A 24,212-nucleotide genomic window follows, 5' to 3' on the forward strand; every position below is an offset into this window, starting at 1 on the left:
AGATGGCAAAACAACAAATCGGCGTTATTGGCTTGGCGGTAATGGGCAAGAATTTGGCTCTAAATATCGAAAGCAAAGGTTTTTCCGTATCCGTATTCAACCGCTCCCCGGAGAAGACACATGATCTTCTTGCTGAAGCGGAAGGTAAAAACCTCGTAGGCACATTTTCTGTTGAGGAATTTGTAGCTTCGCTGGAAACACCGCGCAAAATTCTGATCATGGTTCAAGCTGGTAAAGCTACTGATGCTACCATCGAGCAACTGCTGCCGCATCTTGATCAAGGCGACATCATTATCGACGGAGGGAATGCTTACTTCCCTGATACAGTTCGTCGCAGTAAAGAGCTGGAAGAAAAAGGTTTCCGCTTTATCGGTACTGGAGTTTCTGGTGGTGAAGAAGGTGCTCTTAAAGGTCCTTCGATTATGCCAGGTGGTCAAGAAAGTGCGTATAAACTTGTAGAGCCTATCCTAACGGCAATCTCAGCCAAAGTGGACGGAGAGCCTTGCTGTACATATATCGGACCTGACGGTGCAGGACACTATGTTAAAATGGTGCACAATGGTATCGAATATGGTGATATGCAATTGATCTGTGAAGCTTACCAGTTGTTGAAAGATGTTCTAGGTCTGGATGCAAAAGAACTTCACAATATTTTCAAAGAGTGGAACAGCGGCGAGCTCGACAGCTACCTGATCGAGATCACTACTGATATCTTTGCTCAATATGACGAAGAAACCGGCAAACCTATGGTTGACGTAATCCTTGATTCCGCTGGCCAAAAGGGTACTGGTAAATGGACAAGCCAAAGCTCACTAGATCTTGGTGTACCTCTGTCCATGATTACCGAATCTGTATTCTCCCGCTTCCTGTCTGCTATGAAGGATGAGCGCGTAGAAGCAAGCAAAGTGCTTAACGGACCAGAAGCAACAACTTTTGAAGGCGACAAAGCCGAATTCATCGAGAACGTGCGTAAAGCATTGTTCGCGAGCAAAATCGTATCCTACGCGCAAGGTTTCGCTCAACTTCGCGTAGCTTCCGACGAATATGGTTGGGATCTGAAATATGGCGAGCTGGCTAAAATCTGGCGCGGCGGCTGCATTATCCGTTCCCGTTTCCTACAAAACATCACAGATGCTTATGAGAACAATGCAGAGCTTAAGAATCTGCTTCTTGATCCTTTCTTCAAGAATGTTATGGACAATTACCAATCTGCATGGCGTAAAGTCATTGCTTCTGCGGTAACTTTGGGTGTTCCAGTCCCTGGATTCTCCAGCGCATTGGCTTACTATGACAGCTACCGTACAGAACGTTTGCCTGCTAACTTGCTTCAGGCTCAACGTGATTACTTTGGCGCTCACACCTTCAAACGCGTGGACAAAGAAGGCGTCTTCCACCACAACTGGATGGCAGCAGAATAATCTAATTGACTGAATGACAAGCGGCCCGGACGGCTTCACCAGAAATGGGGAGCCTTTCGGGTCTTTTTTTACTGGAAGAAGCGGATTGTCTAATGTTTTGACCCTGTGTTATGATATGACAAATATCGCGGTTGGAGGATAGTCATGGCTGGGGATACAGAAGAACTAAAAACGATGAGTCAGGAAGATAAGAACAAAAACATTATTTTAGTAGGGATGATGGCGACTGGTAAGTCAACTGTTGGTGCTATTTTGGCCGAGGAGCTGGGCTATGAGCTGGTTGATTTGGATCATGTCATTATTGAGACTGAAGGCAGAAGCATTGCAGAAATCTTCGCAGAAGATGGTGAGGAATACTTTCGAAGCGTAGAAACTGCGGTTCTAAAGCAAATGCTAGAGTCTGAGAATAAATTAATATCCACTGGTGGTGGCGCGGTATTGGCGCCGGGGAATACAGCCTTAATGCTGAGTAAAGGGCATGTGGTTGCGCTAACGGCAACTGAGGAAGAGATTATTGCACGTGTTAGCGGGGATGAGAATCGTCCGCTGCTCGCCGGCAATGCAGAAGAACGGGTCAGACGAATCATGGAAGATCGCCAGGATGCATACCTATTCGCGCATTACACGGTCGATACAACGGGACTGACTGCGGCAGAAGTGTCGCAACATATTTTAATGCATTACCGCGGTTGAGCTTTTAAGAGAGTGTCTCATTCCATTCAATCATACCGCCGCTAAGGTTCGCAGCGTTATAACCAAACTGCTGTAGATATTCGCAGACACGTTGGCTGCGGGCACCGGAACGGCAAATGAAGATCACTTTGGCGTCGCTTGGAATATCCTCAGTACGGTGTGGAATTTCTCCCATAGGGATATGTTGTGCACCTGGAATCATCCCAGAGGCCACCTCTTCGTCTTCGCGAACATCGATGAGTACAAGGTCTTCACCTGTCTCTATACACTGCCGTAATTCTTGCGGTGTGATTTGTGGTACATTATGCATGGGTTTGACCTCTTTTCATCAGAAGAATGGTTTAATGATAACACAAGAACAGAATACCCTGTCAAACGAGCATTACATACCCACTACATCTACTAAGGAGAGTTTATATTATGGACGTTATTGTTAGGCCAACGCCATCTCTACAAGGAGAATTTGGAGCCCTCTCTTCCAAAAACTATACGACACGTTATCTGCTGGTTGCGGCATTGTCTGAAGGAGTAAGTACGATTTATCATCCTGCACATAGTGAGGATAGCGACGCGATCCGTCGCTGCATAGCAGATTTGGGTGCTGTGCTTACAGAGGATGAGGAAAAGATTGTGATTCAAGGCTTCGGACGTCATCCAAAAGACGTTAAAGAACTTAATGTAGGAAATGCCGGAGCGGTGCTGCGTTTTCTTATGGCTGTGGCCGCGTTAAGTCCTGAGGTTACTTTTGTAAATACGTATCCAGACTCATTGGGCAAACGTCCGCATGACGACTTGATTGTGGCGCTGGAACAGCTAGGTGTTCAGGTGGAGCATAATGAAGGGAAATTGCCAATCACGATCCGTGGGGGTAAACCGGTTGGAGGCAGAATTACTGTCTCTGGTGCAGTAAGCTCCCAGTTCTTAAGTGCTCTATTATTCCTGACACCATTGCTTGAAGAAGATAGTGAAATTATTGTCCTCGATGATTTGAAATCGAAGGTTGTCGTGGGCCAGACCTTGGAAGTGTTGGAGCAGGCAGGTATTGTGGTGCACGCTGCGGATGATTACATGTCCTTTAAAGTTCCAGGTCGTCAAGCTTATGCAGCTAAGTCATATACTGTTCAAGGTGACTACCCAGGCTCTGCGGCAATCCTTGCGGCGGCTGCCGTTACAAAGTCGGATGTGAAAATCCACCGTCTTGCAGAACAAAGTAAACAAGGTGAAAGAGCCATTGTTGATGTGCTGCGGATGATGGAAGTTCCTCTTACTCATGAAGAGGGCACAGTACATGTCCAAGGGAACGGTATCCTAAAAGCTGTTGAATTTGATGGAGATGCTGCAACCGATGCGGTATTGGCCATGGTGGCTGCCGCAGTATTTGCAGAAGGCACCTCCCGATTCTACAATGTTGAGAATTTGCGTTATAAGGAATGCGATCGCATTACCGATTACTTAGCAGAATTAACCCGTGCCGGAGCTAAGGTAGAAGAACGCCGCGATGAGATTATTGTTCACGGCATGCCTGAAGGTGTCGAAGGCGGAGTCACCATTAATGCGCATTATGATCACCGCGTAATTATGGCACTATCCGTAGTGGGCTTGCGTGCGCGTAAACCTCTTTTGATTAAGGATGCACATCATGTGGCAAAATCTTATCCGCAATATTTTGATCACTTGCGTGCGCTTGGTGCGAATGTGGAGTGGGTACAATAGGAATAAGGGAGCTAGCGTATCTAGCTTCAGTTAAACAAGGATCAGTAAGTGTAACTATGGAAAGGGGCACTACTTATGAGCTTTGAGAATCCAAGTCGGGAGCAGATCGGAGATATCCTTGCTTCCGCAGGTAACATTGCTGTTGTCGGCTTGTCAGACAAAACAGACCGTACCTCTTATATGGTCGCGGGCGCCATGCAAAGCCGGGGATATCGGATCATTCCCGTTAACCCAACGGTGGATGGTGAGATCCTGGGAGAAAAGTGTTATCACACTTTAGCAGAAATTCCGGAGCCAGTGGACATCGTCAATGTATTCCGTCGAAGCGAACACTGCGCAAAGGTCGCGCAGGAGGCTGCTGACATTGGCGCACGTGTGCTGTGGCTCCAGCAGGGTATAGTTAGCGCAGAAGCCGCTGAAATCGCCGCTGAGCACGGTATGATCGCCATTATGGACCGCTGCATCAAGGTCGAAGAAGCGATCACAATGCATGGGCGTAGCCGGCAGTAGGGTTGGTCATATACTGTTGAACTGAACACTGAGTTAAGTGTGTGGTGATTACAGTTATCGTTGACCAACGGACGTAACAAGGAACTGACGAATAACGAACTAGCTGGTGAAGAATGAACTAGCTGATGAAGAACGAGCTAGCTGGCGAAGAACGGACTAACTGGTGAAGAATGAACTAGCTGGCGAAGAACGGACTAACTGGTGAAGAACGAGCTAATTGGCGAAGAACGAACTAGCTGGCGAAGAACGAACTAGCTGGTGAAGAACGAACTAGCTGGTGAAGAATGAGCAAACTGGCGAGAACGAGCAAAAGAGGAATAAACTAACTAGGTTTAAATTTATGACGCTGAGGTTATAGCAAACTTAGATGATGGAGATCAGCCAAAGTAAGAGGTATTGTGTAACAAAAGGTGCGATTTTTAATGTAAATCGCCTGTTGAGCTAGTTATAATGAGATTAGACGAAGAACGTCCTTTAACCGCTTTTTGCGGTGAAGGGCGTTTTTTTATTTTGTAGGGGAGGCTATAGGTTATGGAGTTTGAAGAAGCGCATGGTTTGTTTATCGACCAACATATGAAATCAAGAACAGGTGAAAGAAGAGGGAGGCTGGTTAGAGGGCATAATTTTGCGGAAAAGCTATTTTTGCAGAATGTATGGTGGCCTATGTTTGAGTCCCTAGACGATTTGCATCCAGAATACGAAGTATATGACTGGAATCGCAAATCACAATTCTTGGACTTTGCTTTTCTTCCGCAGACGGGCAGCAGTTTTGGGATCGAGTGTGATGGATATCAAAGCCATGTGAAAGATATGGACCGCGAAAAATTCAACTATTCAGTAAATCGGGACACTTTTTTGACTGGGATGGGCTGGAGGATGATTCATTTTTCTTTTGATGATATCCAGCAACGTCCCGAGGTCTGCCGGATGCTGTTGCAACTGGTGCTGGCGCCTTACTTGGCGCGTAAATCTGCTAGCGCAGCTATTTTATCTGAGGAGAAAGAGGTTCTGCGTTTCGCTTGGCGTCTCGGTAAACCGGTTCGTCCAAAGGATGTGGCCACGCATTTCTGCATTAATTTCCGTACGGCGCGTCGATTGCTGCAATCATTAAGTGAGAAGGGGTTGCTGAAGCCGGTTAATCAGGGAGAAAGAATTCGGTATTATGAGGTGAAGGCTCTCAGACCAGATCAAATGTGGTAAGAGGATCTTTAGAGTCTGCGCAAGGGAATAATTGCACTTTATACAGCTAAATCGCCGAAATAGTTATCTAAATGCGAAATAGTTGTACTTTGTACACTTAAAATACATCAAAGATTAGATTAGGTGGGAAATCATTAAAAATAGTTGTATGAAGTTCAGTTAAAAAAGTGCTCAGAGTAACGTCGATATGAATAGTTGTACAAAGTACACTTAAACTCAGGTGGAATTCCTAACTGTGAGTTTAGGGTGTTGGAGATAGCTAATGGGGGGAGAAAAGTTCGATGTTATGAAGCGAATGCTCTGGGATCAGTTCAGACCAGACTAGACCAGATCAAATCCAATCCAATCCAATCAAATCAAATCAAATCAAATCAAATTAGGTATGCTAGTGACATCTATGGGATAGCTGCGCAAGGGAATAATTGCACTTTATACAACTAAAACGCTAAAATAGCCATCTAAATGCGAAATAGTTGCATTTTGTACACTTAAAACGCATCAAAGATTAGATGAAGTGGGAAATCACTAAAAATAGTTGTATGAAGTGCAGTTAAAAAGGTGCTCAGAGTAACGCCGATAGGAATAGTTGCACAAAGTACACTTAAACCCGATTCTGACTCTGTAGTATAGATAGCCTCACCTAAATACCAGCCGTTCTATGGATACTAATGAATTAAATGTTTAGTGGAATGTGAGAATATTTGTTTTAAAAATGTAACGTGAAGATCTCATGAGTTTCTTTTGACAAAAATCCCCGCAGCGCTTACCATTCAATATAGAAAGAAAGGAGAGGGTAGCCTTGAATTGGCTCGGATCATTGCAGCAATTGGGCAGAGCCATAATGCTTCCTACCATGGTACTGCCTGCGGCAGCCATTTTGCTGAGTTTGGGCAGCTTACCTTGGTCTGCATGGGGACTTTCTTCGGTGTCTGAAGTGGCTACTTACGCGGGGCAGGCAATATTTTATTATATGCCTTATTTGTTCGCTGTAGGTGTAGCATGGGGGTTATCCAATCAAGCCGGAACGGCGGGGCTTGCAGCGCTGGCTGGGATGTTCACTTACGACCGAATTGTCACCCAAATGGGAGACGGGCTTGTACAACCTGCAACACTAATCGGAATTTTGCTGGGGATCGTTGCCGGTGTCGCGCAAAACCGGTTTAAAAATATTAAGCTTCCAGAGGCGATCCAGTTTTTTGGAGGGTCGCGTTTTGTTTTGCTGTTCATGGGCTTGTTTTCTGCCGGGTTCGCATGGGTGATGTTAGGAATATCTCCGCTGCTGCAGATAGGGCTGGATAATCTTTTTCAGGGAATATTGCAGACGGGCGGGTTTGGTGTTTTTATCTATGGGGTCCTATATAGGGTTCTGACCGCTTTTGGACTACATCATATTCTTAATAATGTGTTTTGGTTTCAATTTGGGAATTTTACGACTCCTGATGTTAGTGCTGTGGTTCAGGGGGATTTGCCGCGTTTTTTTGCAGGCGATCCTACGGCGGGGATTTTTATGGCGGGGTTGTTTCCGATTATGATGTTTGCGCTGCCTGCCATTGCTTTTGCAATTATTCAGGAAGCGCGCGAGGATTTGAAGCCCAAGATTAAAAAGACTTTTGTGCGTGCGGCGTTGGTTTGTTTTCTGACCGGGGTTTCGGAGCAGATCGAATTTGCATTTTTATTTGCTTCTCCGTATTTGTTCGCGGTACATACTGTAATGTCCGGTCTCGCAATGGTACTGACCTACATGCTGGGAATCCATCACGGGTTCTCCTATTCGGCTGGAGCCATTGATTTCTTCTTGAACATGCATTTGTCACAGAGGGCTTGGCTGCTGATTCCGATTGGTATCGGCTACGGGATTGTGTACTATAATTTATTCCGCTGGGCGATTCGCCGTTTTCAGATCCCGACACCGGGGCGTGAAGAAGGTTCAGAGCTTGGGGATTGGGCCGGCAATATCCCTTATCAGGCACCGCTAATCTTAGAGGCGCTTGGGGGCAAGGAGAATATTGTACAAGTGCAGTCCTGTATCACCCGTCTGCGGCTTACGGTTCATAATGACCGATATATAGATACTGGAGCGCTTAAAGGTTTGGGTTCCGCAGGGATTATCAAGCTGGGCGGCGGAAATGTCCAGGTAGTATTTGGCACGTATTCTGAACTGATCCGCGAGGAGATTAACAAGCTTATGCTTCGTGATTTGCCGCAGGTGCTGTTCAGTTCGCCAATGCAGGGCAGAATGATGCCCATCGAGGAAGTGCCTGATCACATTTTTGCAGCTAAGCTTGTGGGCGATGGGGTTGCATTTTTGCCGGAAAAAGGGGAACTTACTTCACCCGTATTCGGGAAAGTTATGCACGTCTATCCTACAATGCATGCCGTGGGTATTTCGACGCCGGAAGGGCTGGAAGTACTCATGCATATAGGGATCGACACTTCACAGCTCAAGGGACCCTTTGAGGCGGTTGTAAAAGAAGGCGACAGCGTGGAGCCAGGTCAATTGCTTGTTAAATTCGACCTCGCTTATTTGCGTGAACATGCGGCCTCATTGGCTACACCGATGGTGATCACGAATCCTGATCGGGTCAAATCATGGAGCTATGCTCCATTTAAAAATGTTAAAAAGGGGCAATCATCAGTAATGTCCGTAGTCTTACACGAAAGTAACGTTGGAGGGATTGAAGGATGATACAAGGCATAGGCGCAGCAGCAGGTGTAGCTATCGGGAAGGCCTTTGTCTTGCCGAACTGGGAATGGAGCTTACCGGATACACAAGTGAACCCAGTGGATCTAGCTAAGGAGTTTGAGCGTTTATACGAAGGTATCCGTACCTCTAAGGACGAGATTGAATTCATCAAAAAAGAGTTCAGAGAAGTGGTAGGTCCGGAGGAATCGAGTATTTTTGATGCTCATCTGGCGATCTTAGATGATCCTGTGTTCATGAGTGAAATCCGCGGGATCATTGAACGCCAGTACAAAGCGGCAGAAGTAGCTGTGAAAGAAGCGATTGATCATTTTGTAGCGATGTTTGATCTGCTAGACGATGAGTACATGAAGGAGCGGGCGGTTGATATCAAGGATGTCGGAAACCGTCTTTTAAAACATCTTTTAGGCGCTCCAGAGGTTACGTTACCATCGGATACACAGCCATATATTCTTGTTGCGAAGGAGTTGTCTCCTTCCCAGCTAGCTCACTTGAATCCAACTTATGTTCTAGGTATTGTCACCATGATGGGCGGTAAAACCTCACATTCCTCCATTATGGCTCGTGCGCTAGGCATTCCGCTTGTAGCGGGCTTGGAGAATAATCTGTCTAATCCTATTCAGACCGGGGACATGCTTGTGATCGACGGCGATACCGGATCTGTACAAATCCACCCAGATGAACTTACGATAAATGAATATGTAGCGATTCGGGATAAACAGCATAAAAAGAAAGAGCAGCTGGAACTGCTCGCCACCGTGGAGGCTGTCACCAAGGATGGTGTGAACCTGCGACTTGCCGGCAATATCAGTTCAGTTAAAGAACTCAACATAGCACTTAAGTATGGTGCTGAAGGTGTAGGCCTGTTCCGTACCGAGTTTCTTTATATGGATCGCAGATCTTTTCCAACTGAGGATGAACAATTTGAAGTGTATAAACAGGTTGTCGAGAAGGTGGGCAACAACACTGTAGTGATTCGTACGCTGGATATTGGCGGGGACAAGCAGTTGGATTATATCCAGCTGCCTGAAGAACAGAATCCTTTCCTTGGTTATCGGGCGATTCGCATCAGCTTGGATCGATTGGATATGTTCAAAACCCAGCTAAGTGCCATTTTGCGGGCAAGTGCATACGGGAATGTAAAGTTAATGTTTCCGATGATTTCTTCCGTAGAGGAAGTGCAGGCGGCAAAAGCTGTTTTAGAAGAAGTGAAAGCTGAGCTGGAGCAACGAGATATTCCTTTTAACCGGACTCTTCCTGTGGGTATTATGATTGAAGTTCCGGCGGCGGTTATGATTGCGGATTTATTGGCTGAGGAAGTTGACTTTTTCAGTATCGGCACTAATGATTTGGTTCAATATGTGTTAGCGGTAGACCGTATGAATGAACAAATTGCTCATATGTATCATCCGTACCATCCAGCGGTTCTGCGAATGATCCGTATGACGGTAGAAGCGGCACGTAATGCCAAGATTGATATCAGTGTATGTGGTGAAATGGCGGCGGATGAGCGTTCTTTGCCTCTTTGGCTGGAGCTGGGAATTAGAGATCTCAGCATGTCGCCGCAGGCGCTGCTGAAGGTTAAACACCGCACACTGAACACATTGGCCAAGGATGCCAAAAGAATTGCCAAAGCGTGTTTCCATCATCGTACAAGCTCAGAGACGGAAGAAATGTTAACTGCGTTTGCGCAAAAAAGTGGCCTTACGCTTGGATCAAGCGGAGAACTACAGGAGAAAGCCTCATCCTAAAGTTACTGTAACTTTTATTCAATTCATATCAAGGTTCGGCATTCTTGCCGAGCCTTTTTCTATATTTATGACATACTTTTAAAAAAACAAAACCGTTTACCCTGCAGCGCAGTCAATACATAGAGAGAGTTACACAGAACCGATTTAGGAATAAAGGCAAGGGGGGAGGCAGGCCGAAAATGGATCACATTATAAATGATGAAATGGAAATGGCCGCTACGGACGAAGAGCTGTTTTATGAGCAAGTGGCTGGACAGAAAAGAAAACTTTATAGCATTGCCTACAGCTATTTGCGAAATGAAGCGGATTCGCTGGAGGTTTTGCAGGAGGCAACCTGCCGCGCATGGATTAAACGAAAGAGCTTAAAAGACGCGGAGCGGTTCGCTCCTTGGTTAACACGTATTTTGATTAATTGCTGTAATGATGAGCTGAAGCGCCGAAAGAGGAACACAGTCGCAGAAGCTGCTCGAAGTGATGAGGGAATCATGGAGATGAAAAGTGACCGCAGACTGGACATGGAACAAGCGCTGGATGGAGTGAAACCCAAATATCGCCAAGTGCTGGTGCTCAAATATTACAAGGATATGACCCTTGCCGAAATTGCAGAGGTGCTGGATAAACCAGAGGGCACAGTGAAGACATGGCTGAATAAAGGATTAAAACAATTGCGTGACAAAATGAAGCGGAAGGGGGAGCTATTTTATGGCTGAGTCTGAAGAAAAGCTGCTTAAGGATTATTTTCAGAAAATCGATGCGGAGGCAGAAGAAATTTTGGATGTAAAACTGGACACTGCGATCCGCAGGGGGATGCAGCAAGGGAACCGTACACGTTTGTCTTTTAGTAAAAGGTACGCTGTTGTTGTATTGGTGGTCTTGGCATTCGCCTTACTTATAATTGTGCCTTGGGCAAATCAGATGATAAATCCCGTACGTGCACAATTACCTCCAAAAAGCTGGGGCCAGCTTGAATTGTTTAGACCCGTTATTGCTAATAATCTGACGATTAAATCAGCACTTGATGCAGGGATGATGAAGGAGGTAAGTATCTCTTCTTCTGAGGTGGATGGGATAACATGGACTGTTAACGGAATCATTGCAGATCGAAGAGGCATTGCAGTGCTTTATACAATCCAGAATAATACGGATCAGAAGATGCGTCTTTTTGGCTTGTCTTTGAAAAAGACTCCAGAGGATAAATACCACCTTAGTGGATACAGCGGGTTTAGCACTTCTAATGCACAAGAGGTTGGGTCCCCTGGGACGACTCGTATGTATGAGCAAATCGTCTGGGATAAATATCAGGATGAGATACCAGAGGAGTTGAATATCACATTATCGCTTTTTCCAGATGCTCTTAGTCAAGTTTTTAATAACAAGGATATAAAAGAAATGGGTGTCAAAATTCCACTGGAAGCCGATAACAATTATTTTCAAGGAGAACTTGTTGATTTGAAGGATAGTCTGTCTATCGGTGGACAGAAAATTATAATGGACCAGGTTTATATTGGACCTACGGGTATTTATATGCGGGAAACCTTTGGCAGAGAGAATACAATGAGGATTTTTAGTTTGCTTTCACCTAAGCTTGTCCTCGGAAAAGGGGGTCATCAAGAGGAACTAATGCGGGCAAGTGGATCGAATATTTATCACAATGACAATATGAGACCTAATGATCCAATCAAACTTGAAGTTGAAGGAATCTCTGCTCTAGATCAATCAGAGGTCGAGCTTGTGATTAACACGGAAACGCAGCAGATTTTAAAGGCACCGGATAACTCTCTCTCGATTTCCAAACGGACCGCGGACGAAGAGCAGGGGATTATAGTATTGGATTTATTGATTCCCAAAAAAGTTGAGGAATTGCATGAAGCAACCGATTTTGGGATAGACGATAATTTCGTGGATAGCACTGGAAGCGGACATTGGCTTGTACATGATAATTACTCCGGATATAGAGAGTATAGAGAGGATGCAAAAGGAACTACAATAACTTATTTTCTTAACGTGGGTCAAGAAAAGCTGCCTCAACCTTTGACCTTTAGGTTTACAAATTATCCAAATATGATCATGGAGACGGATTCTATGCGGATCAGGTAATAATTTGGAATTTTAAACGCCTCAAATCAAAAGCCCTGCTCCTCAAATTGTGAGAAACAGGGCTTGTTTGATTTTAAACTATATACCTACTGTTTATTCCCCAGCAAGTGCATCGCAAAAGGCTTTGCCGTATGGAGGAAGATCTGGCGGGCGGCGAGCGGAGATGATATGTCCATCCGTAACTACAGCCTCATCCTTCCAGATGGCTCCGGCATTCTCCATGTCATCACGGATGCCCGGCGTGGAGGTGACGGTTACACCTTCCAGAATTTTAGCAGAAATTAATACCCAGCCTGCATGGCAGATCTGCCCAATTGGTTTTTTAGCCGCATTAAAATCCTGTACGAGCTTTAGAACGGCACTGTATCTGCGGATTTTATCAGGAGCCCAGCCGCCTGGAACCAAAATCCCATCATAATCTGCGGCATTAAGCTCGTCCCAGGAGTATTCTGCTTTAGCAGGTACGCCATATTTACCGATGTATGTCTTATTTTTTTCCAGACCTGCCAAGTGAACCTCGGCACCTTCTTCTCTCACCCGATACACGGGATACCAGAGCTCCAAATCTTCAAATTCATCGTCTACGAGTGCTATCACCTTTTTACCGGCTAGTCTCATTTAGTTAAGCTCCTTTCGATTCCCATGATTCTTTCATTATTCTATCAAATTTAAAATATGAAGTCATCTTTAGGGATGTAAATTATAGACAAATTGCCAATTTAATCATTATATGCAATAAAGGAGGGTTTTAATCGAGTGGAGTCGAATATAGAAGTTGAAAAAGTCAAACTTTGTGCTTTATTAATTTTGTGCAAGAGGTGTAGAAGATGTATAAAGATAATTTGATGGAGAAGTTGTGCAGTTGTGGTGGCCTCATGAACTTACATATGCATTCTTTGATTTTTAATACGAAGATGAAGATTACGCATGTTCCTGTCTATACCTGCCCAGAATGCGCTAGTTATGAACCTTTGCAGTTTATTAAAGCAGATCTAGGCAAATTAGTAAAAGAACTCAGTGGAGATGATCCGGGAAAAGATTTTTTGTTTACGGAGAGAAATGAATTGGCCAGTGTATTAAAAGAATCCTTGTCAGAAACTATAATAGGGGGAATATCAGAACTAGAGGCGATAATCCGAGAGAGGATTCAGACCCGAGTCGATATGCTTCTCGATATCTATCGTTTAGCTGAGAAGCTGTCAGACCAGCATTGGATGGAAGAAACTAGTCGAAGATTGTCTCAATTATCCTTCCAAATGACTGAAAATGAAGATTATAAAAAAATTGTGTGAAAATAATGAAAAATTTTCACGGAATGTTGGATTTTTCACTCACTTTTTGTTACGATAGATAGAAGTTACATTATTGATGCTCTTGGACAGGTTAACCAGCACTGGTCACAATTTTAATCCAGGGTGACGTTTTCAGCCTTGAAAGAAATTTTGAAAGGAAAATGAAGCGTTATCATTGCACAAATGTACAAAGTGTCGTATCATATTTTTAATTAGTCGAACGATAAAATTTATCGCAATGGAGAGAGTAATTTGACGGTAACCATTTACGATGTAGCTCGAGAAGCAGGCGTATCTATGGCTACGGTATCACGGGTTGTGAATAATAACCCTAACGTGAAACCGCAGACCCGGAAGAAAGTTTTTGAAGCGATTGAACGTTTGGGATATCGTCCCAATGCCGTGGCAAGAGGTCTTGCCAGTAAGAAAACGACAACCGTTGGGGTTGTCATCCCTGATATTTCAAACTCGATTTTTGCAGAAATTGCACGCGGGATTGAAGATATCGCGAACATGTATCATTACAATATCATATTGTGTAACGCGGATAAGCGTAAAGAGAAAGAAATTCGTGTCATTAATACCCTTTTGGAGAAACAGGTCGATGGTCTGCTCTTCATGGGGGGTACAGTAACTGACGAACATATTCAAGCTTTCCAGACTTCTGCAGTTCCGATTGTTCTATGTGCTACACGGGATGAGAAGGGAACTTATCCTTCCGTTGACATCGATCATGAAACCGCTGCTTTTGATGCTGTGAACACATTGATTCGTCACGGTCATCGTGAGATTGCTATGATCAGTGGCACACTGCAGGATCCTGCAAATGGATATGCACGTTTCCATGGTTACAAGAAAGCACTGGAACAGGCAGGAATCGAGTACCAAGAGGATTTGGTACGCATCGGTAACTACCGCTATGAATCTGGTGTAGAAGCAATGAAGTATTTCCTTGGACTCAAGAAGAAACCAACCGCTATTTTTGCGGCAACGGATGAAATGGCTATTGGCGCCATTCACAGTATTCAAGATGAAGGTCTGAAGGTACCGGATGATTTCTCCATCATTAGTGTGGATAACATTCGTATGGCTTCGATGGTTCGTCCTTTGCTGACAACTGTAGCTCAGCCTATGTACGATTTGGGCGCGGTTGCGATGAGACTTTTGACCAAGCTTATGAAGAAAGAAACCGTTGAGAATCCGCGGGTTATCCTGCCTCATGAAACGATTCTCCGCTTGTCGGTTAATCATCTGAATAAGTAATTTAAGAACTGAACAGTTATTCCGTAAAAAGCTCCTTATGGAGCTTTTTATGTTTTTATTTATTAAACAAATCATCAAAGGAGGCATTTGCTGTGAGTGAAATCATCGGATTAATCGGAGCGATGGATGAAGAAATTAAGCTGCTTCTAGAAGGCATGGAGGACAAGCGGACAAAAGTTAAAGCAGGTATACAATATTACATAGGAAATATATTAGGCAAATCCGTAGTGCTCTGTAAATCTGGGGTGGGTAAAGTAAATGCAGCAGTTACGACTCAGCTTCTAATTGATAATTTTGGCGTATCCCGTGTGCTGTTTACGGGGGTTGCTGGTGCTGTACATCCTGAATTGAATATTGGAGATATTGTTATATCGTCTACATGTGTACAACATGACATGGATGCTACGGGGCTTGGGTTCGCAAGAGGCGAAATTCCTTATCAGGAGACTTCCGTCTTCCAGGCAGACCCTGCGTTAGTACAGCTTGCTGAGAAGGCATGCAATGAGTTAGGTCAAAAGTACTTGATAGGCAAAGTGTTATCTGGTGATCAATTCATTTCTAATGCGGAGATGGTAGCTGAATTAAGAGAGCAAATGGATGGAGCTTGTGTGGAAATGGAAGGGGCGGCGGTTGCCCAAGTCTGTCATATGAACGCCACGCCCTTTGTCATCATTCGCTCGATGTCAGATAAGTCTGATGGATCAGCTGAGGTGAATTTCAGAGAATTTACAGTACAATCTTCACAACGCTCGCATTCCATATTAGAATTTATGCTGCAGCATATTTAATGCTCAATACATGAAACGTTGTCTAAAACGTACTCTGTCAAAGGTCTCCTGAGAGGACATGGGCACCTCTTGTCCAATGCGAACCATTAGGCAGTTAGCGGGATGTGAGCAGATTTCCGGATCATCCGTAGCATACCAAACCATATTAACGGTCTTCATCAGGCGTTCCATCATTTGGCGATAGGCCCACACGTCCAGCCCACTGCCTTTTAAATCCCAGTGCCAATAATACTCTGTTGTAAAAACAATACAATTCTCTAATTGCTCCCGTTCAAAAGCAGTAGAAATCAGCAGCCGGCCTAGTCCGGCCCCTCTATAATCATTACTCACCTCTATCGCTCCAAGCTCAATAAGATCCTCCATCCCACCCTGTGACCATAACTCCATTTCATCTGGATAATGGAAGGTCACATAGCCCACTATGACATCATTCTCTACCGCAGTAATCACACGGCCTTCTGGCAAGCTGGCGATCTCTACGAGCGCCTCTTGCTGCTCTAATGGCCTGCGAAAAGCATCTAGATCCTGATGCATATGCAGGGCTTCAAGGTCCTCAGGAGATCGGGGTCCGCTCACAGTTATCGTTCTACCCATATAGGAGAGAGTATGGGAAATAGGGATTTTGCGATGCTCCATGACAGTGCTCCTTTCAGATCAAAAAAATGGTATGTAAACGCTTGCTATGGTATACTAATTCAGACATAAAAAATTCACATTCACTGCATTGACATCATTATTTAAAACATGAGTCTTACCCTTAAAGCTTAAATCAAACGAGTGAGGGAGGCAAGAGTGATGGGTCAAGTCCATAGCGAAATTTTGCCGGGTCGTGTGCAGAGCTCCAATATGTCTGATTATGCGGAGGCAGTAGCCAATTTTGAGTGGGAGGATGTTGAACGTAATTTCTCATGGTATGAAACCGGCAAGGTTAATATGGCCTATGAAGCCGTTGATCGCCATGTTGATGAAGGGCGGGGAGCGGCAACGGCCCTACTCTACAGTGACACTGTACGGGAAGAATCCTATACATTTACCGATCTGCAGGAACGGTCGAATCGGTTCGGAAATGTATTGCGTAAATATGGCATCGGTAAAGGAGATAGGGTATTTATTTTTATGCCTCGCCAACCGGAACTGTATTTCAGTCTGCTAGGTATTCTCAAAATCGGAGCCATAGCAGGACCCTTGTTCGAAGCCTTCATGGAAACAGCAGTTAAGGATCGTTTGGAGGATAGTGGAGCCGTTGCGCTGGTAACTACGCCTGAATTGCTGCATCGGGTCAAACGAGAAGAGCTTCCGGAGCTTCGTCATATTTTTCTAGTAGGTGGAGCAACAGATATTGAGCAAGGAAACTTAGGGTTCGCAGAAGAGATGGCTAACGTTTCTGCTGATCTTAATTTAGAATGGCTTGATTTGAATGACGGCCTTATTATGCATTATACATCTGGTTCTACAGGAAAGCCCAAAGGCGTTTATCATGTGCATAGAGCAATGATTCAACATTATTATACAGGCAGAGTAGTGCTAGATCTACGTCAAGACGATATATACTGGTGTACGGCAGATCCTGGCTGGGTGACCGGAACTTCATACGGCATATTTGCCCCTTGGTTAAACGGGGTGACCAATGTAGTTAGAGGTGGCCGCTTTAGTCCTCAGGATTGGTATAAGACAATCGAACGGAATAAGGTATCTGTATGGTACAGCGCACCTACAGCTTTTCGTATGTTGATGGGTGCAGGGGAGCACTCCTTACAGGGGATTGATTTAAGCAGCTTGCGCCATGTTCTATCGGTTGGTGAACCGTTAAATCCGGAAGTGGTGCGGTGGGGAGATAAATTTTACAATCAGCGTATACATGATACTTGGTGGATGACTGAAACAGGGGCACAATTGATTTGTAATTATCCGGCAATGGATATCAAACCAGGCTCAATGGGCCGTCCGTTACCGGGGATTGAAGCAGCGATTCTGGATGATCGGGGAAATGTTCTTCCACCGTTCTCTATGGGGAATCTTGCGATAAAAACTCCGTGGCCGTCCATGATGAAAACGATCTGGAACAATCAGACGAAGTATGAGGAATATTTCCGGATTCCTGGCTGGTACATTTCTGGCGATTCCGCTTATATGGATGACGAAGGATATTTCTGGTTTCAGGGACGAATTGATGATGTTATCAACTCTTCTGGTGAGCGTATTGGGCCATTTGAAGTGGAGAGCAAATTAGTGGAACATCCGGCAGTGGCAGAAGCGGGTGTAATCGGCAAACCGGATCTTGTGCGGGGTGAGATTATTAAGGCTTTTATCTCGCTTAGAGAAGGTTATACTCCAACTGCTGCTCTGAAAGAGGAGATCGCCGCTTTTGTCAAAGCGGGCCTGTCTGCACATGCTGCGCCGCGAGAAATCGAGTTTAAGGATAAACTACCGAAGACACGATCAGGTAAAATCATGCGGCGTGTACTGAAGGCATGGGAGCTGCATCTTCCGACAGGAGATCTATCCACGATTGAGGATTAGAATGAATTGTAAAAAAACACCGTTCCCGGATGAATCCATGGGAACGGTGTTTTGCTGTGTAAAGTTATTTATTAATCTTTGGGCTAACGTGTCCCTGCATTATTACCTGCTGTGGGATTATTACTGCCCCCAGTACTGTTACCTCCACCGGCTGGTGTTTCCGTCGGTAGCGGGAGAATGTTACCTGGATCCTCAATAATGTCTCCTGGTGTCGTCTCAGGCTCTGTAGGCGGCTCTGTGCCAGGTTGTTGATCAGGTGTAGGAGTTGCTTCTGGTGTTGGTGTAATCCCTCCAGCAACGCTGCCAGAAGCCGTCTCATTACCTGCAACATCCACGGCGGTTACATAGAAGGTTGCATTAGCACTTGCCGGTGTACCCGGCGTGAATACCTTGTTCTCATCTGCCATGAGTATAGATTGCTTTTGGAAAGAACCTCCATTTAATGAACGATATAAGCGGTATCCCACAACATCTGCCGAGCTGCTAGCGGAGAAGCTGATGACCGCTTTACCAGTGCTATAAGAGACGTTAACATTTCCAGGAGCAGCAGGGGAAGCCCCGTCGTCCACTCGTGGATCAACTTCTGTTGGAAAATCCGTCTTGGCATCGGCTGGCATATAATACTCCAGTGATTTATGATCCTTCATCTTAGGGAAGGCAGCCAGGAGTTCTTTGACGAGTTCCTGTATCGGCTTCTCACGTTTAACGACGATTTTTTCCTTTAGGAACTCCTCTGGAGTACCTTCCAACGGGATATAATTGACGCCTTTGTAAGTAATATACTTGGCTTTGGAAATCCCGTCGTCGCTCTCTTTTGGCACATATTTTGTATTAAATATATCCGTTGTGAATTTATCAGTCAGAGATGTTGGCAGTTTGCCGCTATATGCTGAAACTGTCTTTTTGATAATTCCTTCAGGCTGTGCAAATTTGTCTGTGACGAATAGTTCCGGCTGCTTATCAATGACAGCATTCAATACTTTTGCCCATAATGTTTGGGCTTGACGTTTTTGTGTATCTCCCGTAAGGGTGTTGATTTGCTCTTTGTAACCGACCCACATTCCCAATGTGACATCAGGAGTGTAGCCCATAAACCATACGTCCCCATAATTCTGGGTAGATCCAGTCTTACCGACAATCGGAATTTCTTTAGAGTGTTTGTATGCTCTTTTTACGGTGCTGGCTGTACCCTCTGTAATTACAGTTCGCAGCATATCTGTCATTAGGTAAGCTGTTTGCTTAGAGAATACTTGCTCAGGATTAACCTTGTGCTGATAGATAATTTTGCCCTCTGAATTGACGATTTTCTCAATCATGTAGGCATCATTAAAGGCTCCCTGGTTGCCGATAGCGGAATAGGCATTGGTTAACTCTTCTACGGATACACCGTATTTGAGACCGCCTATAACCCCAGTCTGCGCGCTGTAATCATCATCTGTGAGGGTGGTGATCCCCAGCTTTTTAGTAAAGGCCCAAGATTTCTCTATTCCGACCTTTTCATTAAACAGCTTAAGCGCAGGCAAGTTGAGCGATTTATTAAGTGCGTAACGGGCAGTGACCAGACCTTGATAGCGGTTATTGGCATTCTTGGGAATATGGAATCCTTTTCCGCCGTCTTTTAGAATAATTGGCGCGTCATCCACAATCCCGGCAGGCTGAATCAGCCCTGCATCTAAGGCTGGTAAATAAGCTGAAATTGGCTTCATAGTCGATCCGGGCTGACGGATCATTTGGGTAGCATAATTCATCTGCTCAATATTGAAGTCGCGGCCCTCAATCATGCCGAGAATGGCTCCCGTTTTGTTATCAATTAACATGCCAGCCGTCTGTTCCATACCTTTGGTTTTGCTGTCTTTAGTAAAATTATTGCTGTCTTCTGAGACACTATGCATTGCATTGTAAACTTTTTTATCAATAGTTGTGTAGACTCGATAACCGCCGGTCATTAGCTGCTGTCTTGCTTCTTCAAGTAACACGGCATTGTCAGTAGTGCTATTGGCATCCGTTGTGCCATTTTTCTCTTCATTCAATGATAGAAGGATCTCGGATGCTTTACGCTCAGTCTCCATCATCAGGTATGGATATGTAGCATAGGCTTTTTTGGTATGTGGCGCCAGAGAACTCTTGATATCAAATTTAAGGGCTTCATCATATTGAGAGGTAGTGATCTTATTCTCCTCAAGCATACGACGAAGTACAAGATGTTGACGGTCCATAGCTCTGTTGAAAGCTTTTTCGTTGAATTCACCTATGCCATTAAATGCAGAATAAGCAGAAGGGAGCTGCGGAAGACCAGCCAAATACGCTGCTTGAGCGACATTCAATTTGTCCAGATCGTCTAGACCGAATATCCCCTTGGCTGCTGCTTTAATCCCGAAAACATTGTAGCCATTTGAACCATTGCCGAAAGGAACCTTATTTAGATAAGCCGTTAATATTTCTTGCTTGGTCAAGAAGCGTTCCAATCTAAGAGAAAGTAGAATTTCTTTTACTTTACGATCTTCTGTCCGATCCAGATTCAGGAATACACGTCTTGCGAGCTGCTGGGTGAGTGTACTGCCTCCGGTCTGAACGGATTCATTGAGAAGCTTTTGTTTGACGGCACGCAAGGTGCCTTTGAAATCCACGCCATTATGCTCATTAAAATTATTGTCCTCTATTGCGAGAACTGCATCGATAATAAGCTGGGGGATATCGTTGAATTCAATGAGCCTTCGGTCTTCTTCTGTCCGAAGCTGGCCGATCGGTGCGCCGTCTCGGAAATAAGCGAATCCGGTGATCGCATTTTGACTGACCTGCTGCTGAATCATTTCTTCGGAGCGAACAGGTTCATCCTTCACAATGGAAGCGACATAGCCTGCTACAGCACCACCGGCAAATAGAACGCCTATTATTCCAAGAATAAACATCCACTTAACTACAGAACCGAACCTGCTTAGGGCGGATCTGCGGGGTGAAGGCTTGTTAGCGTTTTTTTTCTTGTTCTCTTGAGCCATCGACGATAATTCCTCCTTTTAACGGAATTATTATAGCATAAATTGGCGTTTTTGAATGCGCTTCTACCTGATTCTCATGGTCTTAAGATTCGACTTTTGTGCAAAAATTATAAATAAAGTAATTTAGGGTATGATTTGCGAAAGTGTAATAGGCAACAAACGGCTTGGAATTTAGAATATAGACATAACAAAAAGCCCCCGGATTAATCCGGAGGCTTCGGTCATACCCGCTAAAAGCGAGATATTAACGGTTGTAGAACTCGACGATTTGTTTCTCATCGATATCCTGGGAAAGCTCGGAACGTTCTGGCAAACGGATATATTTACCTTCGAAAGATCCTTCAGCATATTCCAGGTAAGCTGGAAGGTGGTTACGGTTAGCAAGAGCTTCTTTGATGGAAGCCATGCCTTGGCTCTTCTCGCGAAGACCGATAACGTCGCCCAAGCTTACACGGTAAGAAGCGATGTCGACTTTTTTGCCGTTTACAGTTACGTGTCCGTGGGATACCAACTGACGTGCTCCAGCACGGGAGTTAGCAAATCCAAGACGGTAAACTAGGTTGTCCAAGCGGCTTTCAAGCAAGAACATGAAGTTTTCGCCCGCAAGACCTGGAAGTTTTTGTGCTTTAGCGAAGAGAGTACGGAATTGTTTCTCTCCCAAGCCGTACATGTGACGCAGTTTTTGTTTTTCCAAAAGCTGCATTCCGTAGTTACTTACTTTTCTGCGTTGGTTAGCGCCGTGTTGTCCTGGTGGGAAAGGGCGTTTCAGGTCTTTGCCTGTACCGCTAAGGGAAATGCCCAGACGGCGGCTGAGTTTGAATTTAGGTCCGGTGTAACGTGCCATGTTATAGTAGACTCCTTTATATTTGAAATTTCAGGTTAGGGCTCTATTTGCGCCGCATTTCGTATCCGTGATTAGCATTATTGGCTTCCACACTACCAGGGAAGTTCAGCCGCTGCCCTGGCAGTAACGAAATGCGTGAGGGTGACACAACGTTACGCCCAAGTAAGACTTGTTACAGTCTTGTTCAACAATAAATATTATATGAAAGTAGTATATAAAGTCAAGCGCATATTAAAAGAGTTTTTGTCATTCTTTGTCGTTAGTTCTTAGGTCCTAAAAAAAATCCCGGAAATAAGGAAAATATAATGCAATACACAAAGAAAGGGAGTAAAATATAGTTAATTAGATGTTAATTGGGAAGGTTTTTTTTCTTAATTGAGAAGCAAAGGGGATCTTCGTTATGTCAGAACAGAAAGCATACGCTTATAAAGACAGTCGTATGCTGATACAGGACAAATTGCACGCTAGTAGAGATTCCGAAGATCCCACCGCCTGGCTTAGGGAAACGGAAATAGTGTCCCATGACTTCCCATATTTGGCCAATCTGATTGCAGACAGCTTCGAGGAATGGATTGATGGGCTAGAGGCACTACCGTTCGCTAAATCATGGGATTGGTGTGTACTGAATTTTGAAGGCAGATATTTTGCTAATATTGCCGATCAGCAAGAACGATGGAGGCACCAATGGGAGCAGGCGGCGGCAGCTAGTTTACTTTCCGGCACAACCTCATCTGTTCAACTGACGGTGCAAGGTCAGGATATGAGCTTTTTTACTATACCGCTCATCACTCGCGTTGACAAAGAAATTTTTGCTTTCCTGGGCTGTGCTATGCCGACACAACAATATTTAATGGGTGGACGAGATACTGCTGAGGCTATATCGTTGCAGTACCGGACCATTTTCTATCATAAGTTTGAACATATTTTTGTAACTGATCTTGCGAGTGTTCATCTACATGCTGAACGTGAGAGCAATCGCCGCTCCTTGTTATTTCAGATCGTTCAGCGGATGCATGACAATATTGATGTGAACGCCGTGCTTACGGAGGTTATAGATAGCATTTCTGCAATGTACCCTGGTGCCAGGCTTGAGCTGTTTATGTCGCAAGATCACCGCAGCACTCATCCGCAGGTCAAACCTTTACCGTTTCAGATGTCCAGTGATGATGTCTGCGCTAGAGCATTTAAAGACGGCCGTGTTGCTCTGAACACCAATACTGAAGATCAACACATTGTAGAAATTGGTCTTCCGCTAGGCGGGAAGCAAGGGGTTTATGGCGTATTCCACATGGTGATGGATAACTCGATCTTTATGGATGTAGATTTACGGTTTCTCTCAATGGTGGCGGATACCGCAGGTACTGCTTTTGAGAATGCCAAGCTGTATGAACGGTCCAATCAGCTCATTCGTGAGCTGCGTATGAGTAATGAACTTACACAACGGCTGAATCAGAGCTTGCGTTTAGGGGATATTTTTCAATTTGCGTTTGAAGAGCTGTTAGAGATGTTTGGCGCAGACTACTGCTGTATTTTACATATGAACGAAGAAAAGGGCGGGCTAGAGGTTATTGCTTGCAATCATTCTTCCTTGCAAAATGAAATTTTAGAAGTAGGACAAGGTTTAGGCGGGAAGGTCTATACTACTGGGGAATCATTAATCATGTCTAACTACATAGATAATCCTAATACTACTTCTCGTTTAATGAATGCTACCGGGTCGCAGTCGCTGATTGCCACACCTTTAAGTGTAGGTGGTGAAGTGCGTGGTGCCATCATGTTGGCGCATCGCGATGCCCATTATTTCTCTTATGACAATTACAGATTGCTTCAGGCGATGGCGGGGCATATTGGACTTGCTGTAGGGAACGCAAGGCTGCATGCCGAAGTTAGACGTCTAGCGAACAGAGATAGCCTAACTGGACTTTATGCTCGTCATTATCTGGACGAAGAAATAAAGGAACGGCAGTCTACAGATTTTTGCGGTTGCTTAATCGTTGTGGATATCGATCAGTTCAAGATGGTGAATGATACCTATGGTCATCAAAAGGGTGACAAGATTTTAAAAGAGGTCAGTGAAATTGTGAAGTCCTCCATCCGTCAAGGTGATATTGCTGCGAGGTGGGGCGGAGAAGAACTGTCGGTCTATTTACCATTAATGGGAGTAGAACAGGCAGTAAATGTGGCTGAGCGTATTCGCAAGCGGGTGATGAACGAAACCGAACCTAATGTAACAGTGTCCTGCGGTATAGCAGAATGGAGCTGGATGGACGAACGTGTAAGCGTGGAATCCCTGTTCTATCGAGCGGATATGGCACTGTATAAAGCTAAGAACAATGGGCGTAACCAGGTGATCGTTGACACTAAAGAGAATGGCAGTGGTGTGAAGGGATTGCCTCATAAGTAAAAAAAGATAGCAGAGCAGCGGT

At 44.7% G+C, this 24,212-nt stretch carries 19 protein-coding genes; 14 read left to right on the forward strand and 5 right to left on the reverse strand.

Going from position 1 to position 24,212, the window contains the following annotated elements; translation table 11 throughout:
* The first annotated feature begins 2 nt into the window (after positions 1-2).
* Together gndA and MKX34_RS12750 are read left to right on the forward strand one after the other, a co-directional pair.
* On the forward strand, positions 3-1,418 hold the full coding sequence (gene gndA, locus MKX34_RS12745; protein ID WP_038570246.1) for an NADP-dependent phosphogluconate dehydrogenase: 1,416 nt from the start codon (positions 3-5) through the stop codon (positions 1,416-1,418).
* Between the two features lie 144 nt (positions 1,419-1,562).
* Positions 1,563-2,111, forward strand: a complete 549-nt coding sequence (locus MKX34_RS12750; RefSeq protein ID WP_235219530.1) for a shikimate kinase — start codon at positions 1,563-1,565, stop codon at positions 2,109-2,111.
* A 4-nt stretch (positions 2,112-2,115) separates the two neighbouring features.
* Here the strand turns inward: MKX34_RS12750 and MKX34_RS12755 are convergent, their stop codons facing one another.
* Positions 2,116-2,421 (reverse strand): rhodanese-like domain-containing protein, encoded by a 306-nt coding sequence (locus MKX34_RS12755; protein ID WP_038570249.1) that lies wholly within the window; start codon positions 2,419-2,421, stop codon positions 2,116-2,118.
* Between the two features lie 110 nt (positions 2,422-2,531).
* Here MKX34_RS12755 and aroA point away from each other — a divergent pair, with 110 nt between their 5' ends.
* From aroA to MKX34_RS12790, 7 genes are all read left to right on the forward strand, one after another.
* Positions 2,532-3,824, forward strand: a complete 1,293-nt coding sequence (aroA, locus tag MKX34_RS12760) for a 3-phosphoshikimate 1-carboxyvinyltransferase (RefSeq protein WP_036686127.1) — start codon at positions 2,532-2,534, stop codon at positions 3,822-3,824.
* A 75-nt stretch (positions 3,825-3,899) separates the two neighbouring features.
* Complete coding sequence (locus MKX34_RS12765) at positions 3,900-4,334, forward strand: CoA-binding protein (protein WP_076104783.1); 435 nt, start codon at positions 3,900-3,902, stop codon at positions 4,332-4,334.
* A gap of 531 nt (positions 4,335-4,865) precedes the next feature.
* Positions 4,866-5,534: a hypothetical protein gene (locus MKX34_RS12770; RefSeq protein WP_076297704.1), complete on the forward strand. Its 669-nt coding sequence runs from the start codon at positions 4,866-4,868 to the stop codon at positions 5,532-5,534.
* A gap of 799 nt (positions 5,535-6,333) precedes the next feature.
* The gene (locus tag MKX34_RS12775) at positions 6,334-8,220 is read left to right on the forward strand and encodes a glucose PTS transporter subunit IIA (protein ID WP_076297705.1); all 1,887 of its coding nucleotides are present in this window, start codon (positions 6,334-6,336) and stop codon (positions 8,218-8,220) included.
* On the forward strand, positions 8,217-9,986 hold the full coding sequence (gene ptsP, locus MKX34_RS12780) for a phosphoenolpyruvate--protein phosphotransferase (protein WP_076099558.1): 1,770 nt from the start codon (positions 8,217-8,219) through the stop codon (positions 9,984-9,986). The genes MKX34_RS12775 and ptsP overlap by 4 nt, the downstream gene beginning before the upstream one ends.
* 179 nt (positions 9,987-10,165) lie before the next feature.
* Positions 10,166-10,696, forward strand: coding sequence for a sigma-70 family RNA polymerase sigma factor (locus tag MKX34_RS12785; protein WP_094902125.1), 531 nt, complete (start codon positions 10,166-10,168; stop codon positions 10,694-10,696).
* The gene (locus tag MKX34_RS12790; RefSeq protein ID WP_038570271.1) at positions 10,689-12,083 is read left to right on the forward strand and encodes a DUF4179 domain-containing protein; all 1,395 of its coding nucleotides are present in this window, start codon (positions 10,689-10,691) and stop codon (positions 12,081-12,083) included. Before MKX34_RS12785 ends, MKX34_RS12790 begins: the two co-directional genes overlap by 8 nt.
* Positions 12,084-12,176: 93 nt before the next feature.
* Here the strand turns inward: MKX34_RS12790 and MKX34_RS12795 are convergent, their stop codons facing one another.
* Positions 12,177-12,701: a type 1 glutamine amidotransferase domain-containing protein gene (locus tag MKX34_RS12795; RefSeq protein ID WP_038570273.1), complete on the reverse strand. Its 525-nt coding sequence runs from the start codon at positions 12,699-12,701 to the stop codon at positions 12,177-12,179.
* Between the two features lie 209 nt (positions 12,702-12,910).
* Between MKX34_RS12795 and MKX34_RS12800 the strand changes: the two genes are divergently transcribed.
* The 3 genes from MKX34_RS12800 (at position 12,911) to MKX34_RS12810 (ending at position 15,426) form a co-directional block, all read left to right on the forward strand.
* Positions 12,911-13,375 carry a hypothetical protein gene (locus tag MKX34_RS12800; RefSeq protein WP_076297706.1) on the forward strand — a complete coding sequence of 155 codons (465 nt, stop codon included), beginning with the start codon at positions 12,911-12,913 and terminating at the stop codon, positions 13,373-13,375.
* 252 nt (positions 13,376-13,627) lie between these two features.
* Positions 13,628-14,638 (forward strand): catabolite control protein A, encoded by a 1,011-nt coding sequence (gene ccpA, locus MKX34_RS12805; RefSeq protein ID WP_036686140.1) that lies wholly within the window; start codon positions 13,628-13,630, stop codon positions 14,636-14,638.
* 92 nt (positions 14,639-14,730) lie between these two features.
* On the forward strand, positions 14,731-15,426 hold the full coding sequence (locus MKX34_RS12810) for a 5'-methylthioadenosine/adenosylhomocysteine nucleosidase (RefSeq protein ID WP_036686141.1): 696 nt from the start codon (positions 14,731-14,733) through the stop codon (positions 15,424-15,426).
* Positions 15,427-15,429: 3 nt separating this feature from the next.
* On the opposite strand, the gene MKX34_RS12815 is transcribed toward MKX34_RS12810, so the two are convergent.
* Positions 15,430-16,062, reverse strand: a complete 633-nt coding sequence (locus MKX34_RS12815; protein ID WP_036686143.1) for a GNAT family N-acetyltransferase — start codon at positions 16,060-16,062, stop codon at positions 15,430-15,432.
* A 159-nt stretch (positions 16,063-16,221) separates the two neighbouring features.
* Here MKX34_RS12815 and acsA point away from each other — a divergent pair, with 159 nt between their 5' ends.
* On the forward strand, positions 16,222-17,946 hold the full coding sequence (acsA, locus tag MKX34_RS12820) for an acetate--CoA ligase (protein ID WP_038570278.1): 1,725 nt from the start codon (positions 16,222-16,224) through the stop codon (positions 17,944-17,946).
* Between the two features lie 83 nt (positions 17,947-18,029).
* On the opposite strand, the gene MKX34_RS12825 is transcribed toward acsA, so the two are convergent.
* Together MKX34_RS12825 and rpsD are read right to left on the reverse strand one after the other, a co-directional pair.
* Positions 18,030-20,942: a transglycosylase domain-containing protein gene (locus MKX34_RS12825; protein ID WP_076297707.1), complete on the reverse strand. Its 2,913-nt coding sequence runs from the start codon at positions 20,940-20,942 to the stop codon at positions 18,030-18,032.
* A gap of 244 nt (positions 20,943-21,186) precedes the next feature.
* Positions 21,187-21,786, reverse strand: coding sequence for a 30S ribosomal protein S4 (rpsD, locus tag MKX34_RS12830; protein WP_036686147.1), 600 nt, complete (start codon positions 21,784-21,786; stop codon positions 21,187-21,189).
* A gap of 400 nt (positions 21,787-22,186) precedes the next feature.
* Between rpsD and MKX34_RS12835 the strand changes: the two genes are divergently transcribed.
* Positions 22,187-24,190, forward strand: coding sequence for a sensor domain-containing diguanylate cyclase (locus MKX34_RS12835; protein ID WP_076099563.1), 2,004 nt, complete (start codon positions 22,187-22,189; stop codon positions 24,188-24,190).
* Positions 24,191-24,212: the final 22 nt, after the last annotated feature.

The sequence above is a fragment of the Paenibacillus sp. FSL R5-0636 genome, from assembly GCF_037974255.1.
In the GTDB taxonomy this organism is placed as follows: Bacteria; Bacillota; Bacilli; order Paenibacillales; family Paenibacillaceae; genus Paenibacillus_AQ; species Paenibacillus_AQ odorifer.

What these genes read in the sequence shown, in the direction of transcription:
- MKX34_RS12835 (WP_076099563.1), top strand. Translation starts at nt 22,187, where the DNA reads ATGTCAGAACAGAAAGCATACGCTTATAAAGACAGTCGTATGCTGATA.
- MKX34_RS12800 (WP_076297706.1), top strand. Translation starts at nt 12,911, where the DNA reads ATGTATAAAGATAATTTGATGGAGAAGTTGTGCAGTTGTGGTGGCCTC.
- MKX34_RS12755 (WP_038570249.1), bottom strand. Translation starts at nt 2,421, where the DNA reads ATGCATAATGTACCACAAATCACACCGCAAGAATTACGGCAGTGTATA.
- MKX34_RS12795 (WP_038570273.1), bottom strand. Translation starts at nt 12,701, where the DNA reads ATGAGACTAGCCGGTAAAAAGGTGATAGCACTCGTAGACGATGAATTT.
- aroA (WP_036686127.1), top strand. Translation starts at nt 2,532, where the DNA reads ATGGACGTTATTGTTAGGCCAACGCCATCTCTACAAGGAGAATTTGGA.
- MKX34_RS12770 (WP_076297704.1), top strand. Translation starts at nt 4,866, where the DNA reads ATGGAGTTTGAAGAAGCGCATGGTTTGTTTATCGACCAACATATGAAA.
- acsA (WP_038570278.1), top strand. Translation starts at nt 16,222, where the DNA reads ATGGGTCAAGTCCATAGCGAAATTTTGCCGGGTCGTGTGCAGAGCTCC.
- MKX34_RS12790 (WP_038570271.1), top strand. Translation starts at nt 10,689, where the DNA reads ATGGCTGAGTCTGAAGAAAAGCTGCTTAAGGATTATTTTCAGAAAATC.
- rpsD (WP_036686147.1), bottom strand. Translation starts at nt 21,786, where the DNA reads ATGGCACGTTACACCGGACCTAAATTCAAACTCAGCCGCCGTCTGGGC.
- MKX34_RS12815 (WP_036686143.1), bottom strand. Translation starts at nt 16,062, where the DNA reads ATGGAGCATCGCAAAATCCCTATTTCCCATACTCTCTCCTATATGGGT.
- MKX34_RS12785 (WP_094902125.1), top strand. Translation starts at nt 10,166, where the DNA reads ATGGATCACATTATAAATGATGAAATGGAAATGGCCGCTACGGACGAA.
- MKX34_RS12765 (WP_076104783.1), top strand. Translation starts at nt 3,900, where the DNA reads ATGAGCTTTGAGAATCCAAGTCGGGAGCAGATCGGAGATATCCTTGCT.
- ptsP (WP_076099558.1), top strand. Translation starts at nt 8,217, where the DNA reads ATGATACAAGGCATAGGCGCAGCAGCAGGTGTAGCTATCGGGAAGGCC.
- MKX34_RS12825 (WP_076297707.1), bottom strand. Translation starts at nt 20,942, where the DNA reads ATGGCTCAAGAGAACAAGAAAAAAAACGCTAACAAGCCTTCACCCCGC.
- MKX34_RS12750 (WP_235219530.1), top strand. Translation starts at nt 1,563, where the DNA reads ATGGCTGGGGATACAGAAGAACTAAAAACGATGAGTCAGGAAGATAAG.
- gndA (WP_038570246.1), top strand. Translation starts at nt 3, where the DNA reads ATGGCAAAACAACAAATCGGCGTTATTGGCTTGGCGGTAATGGGCAAG.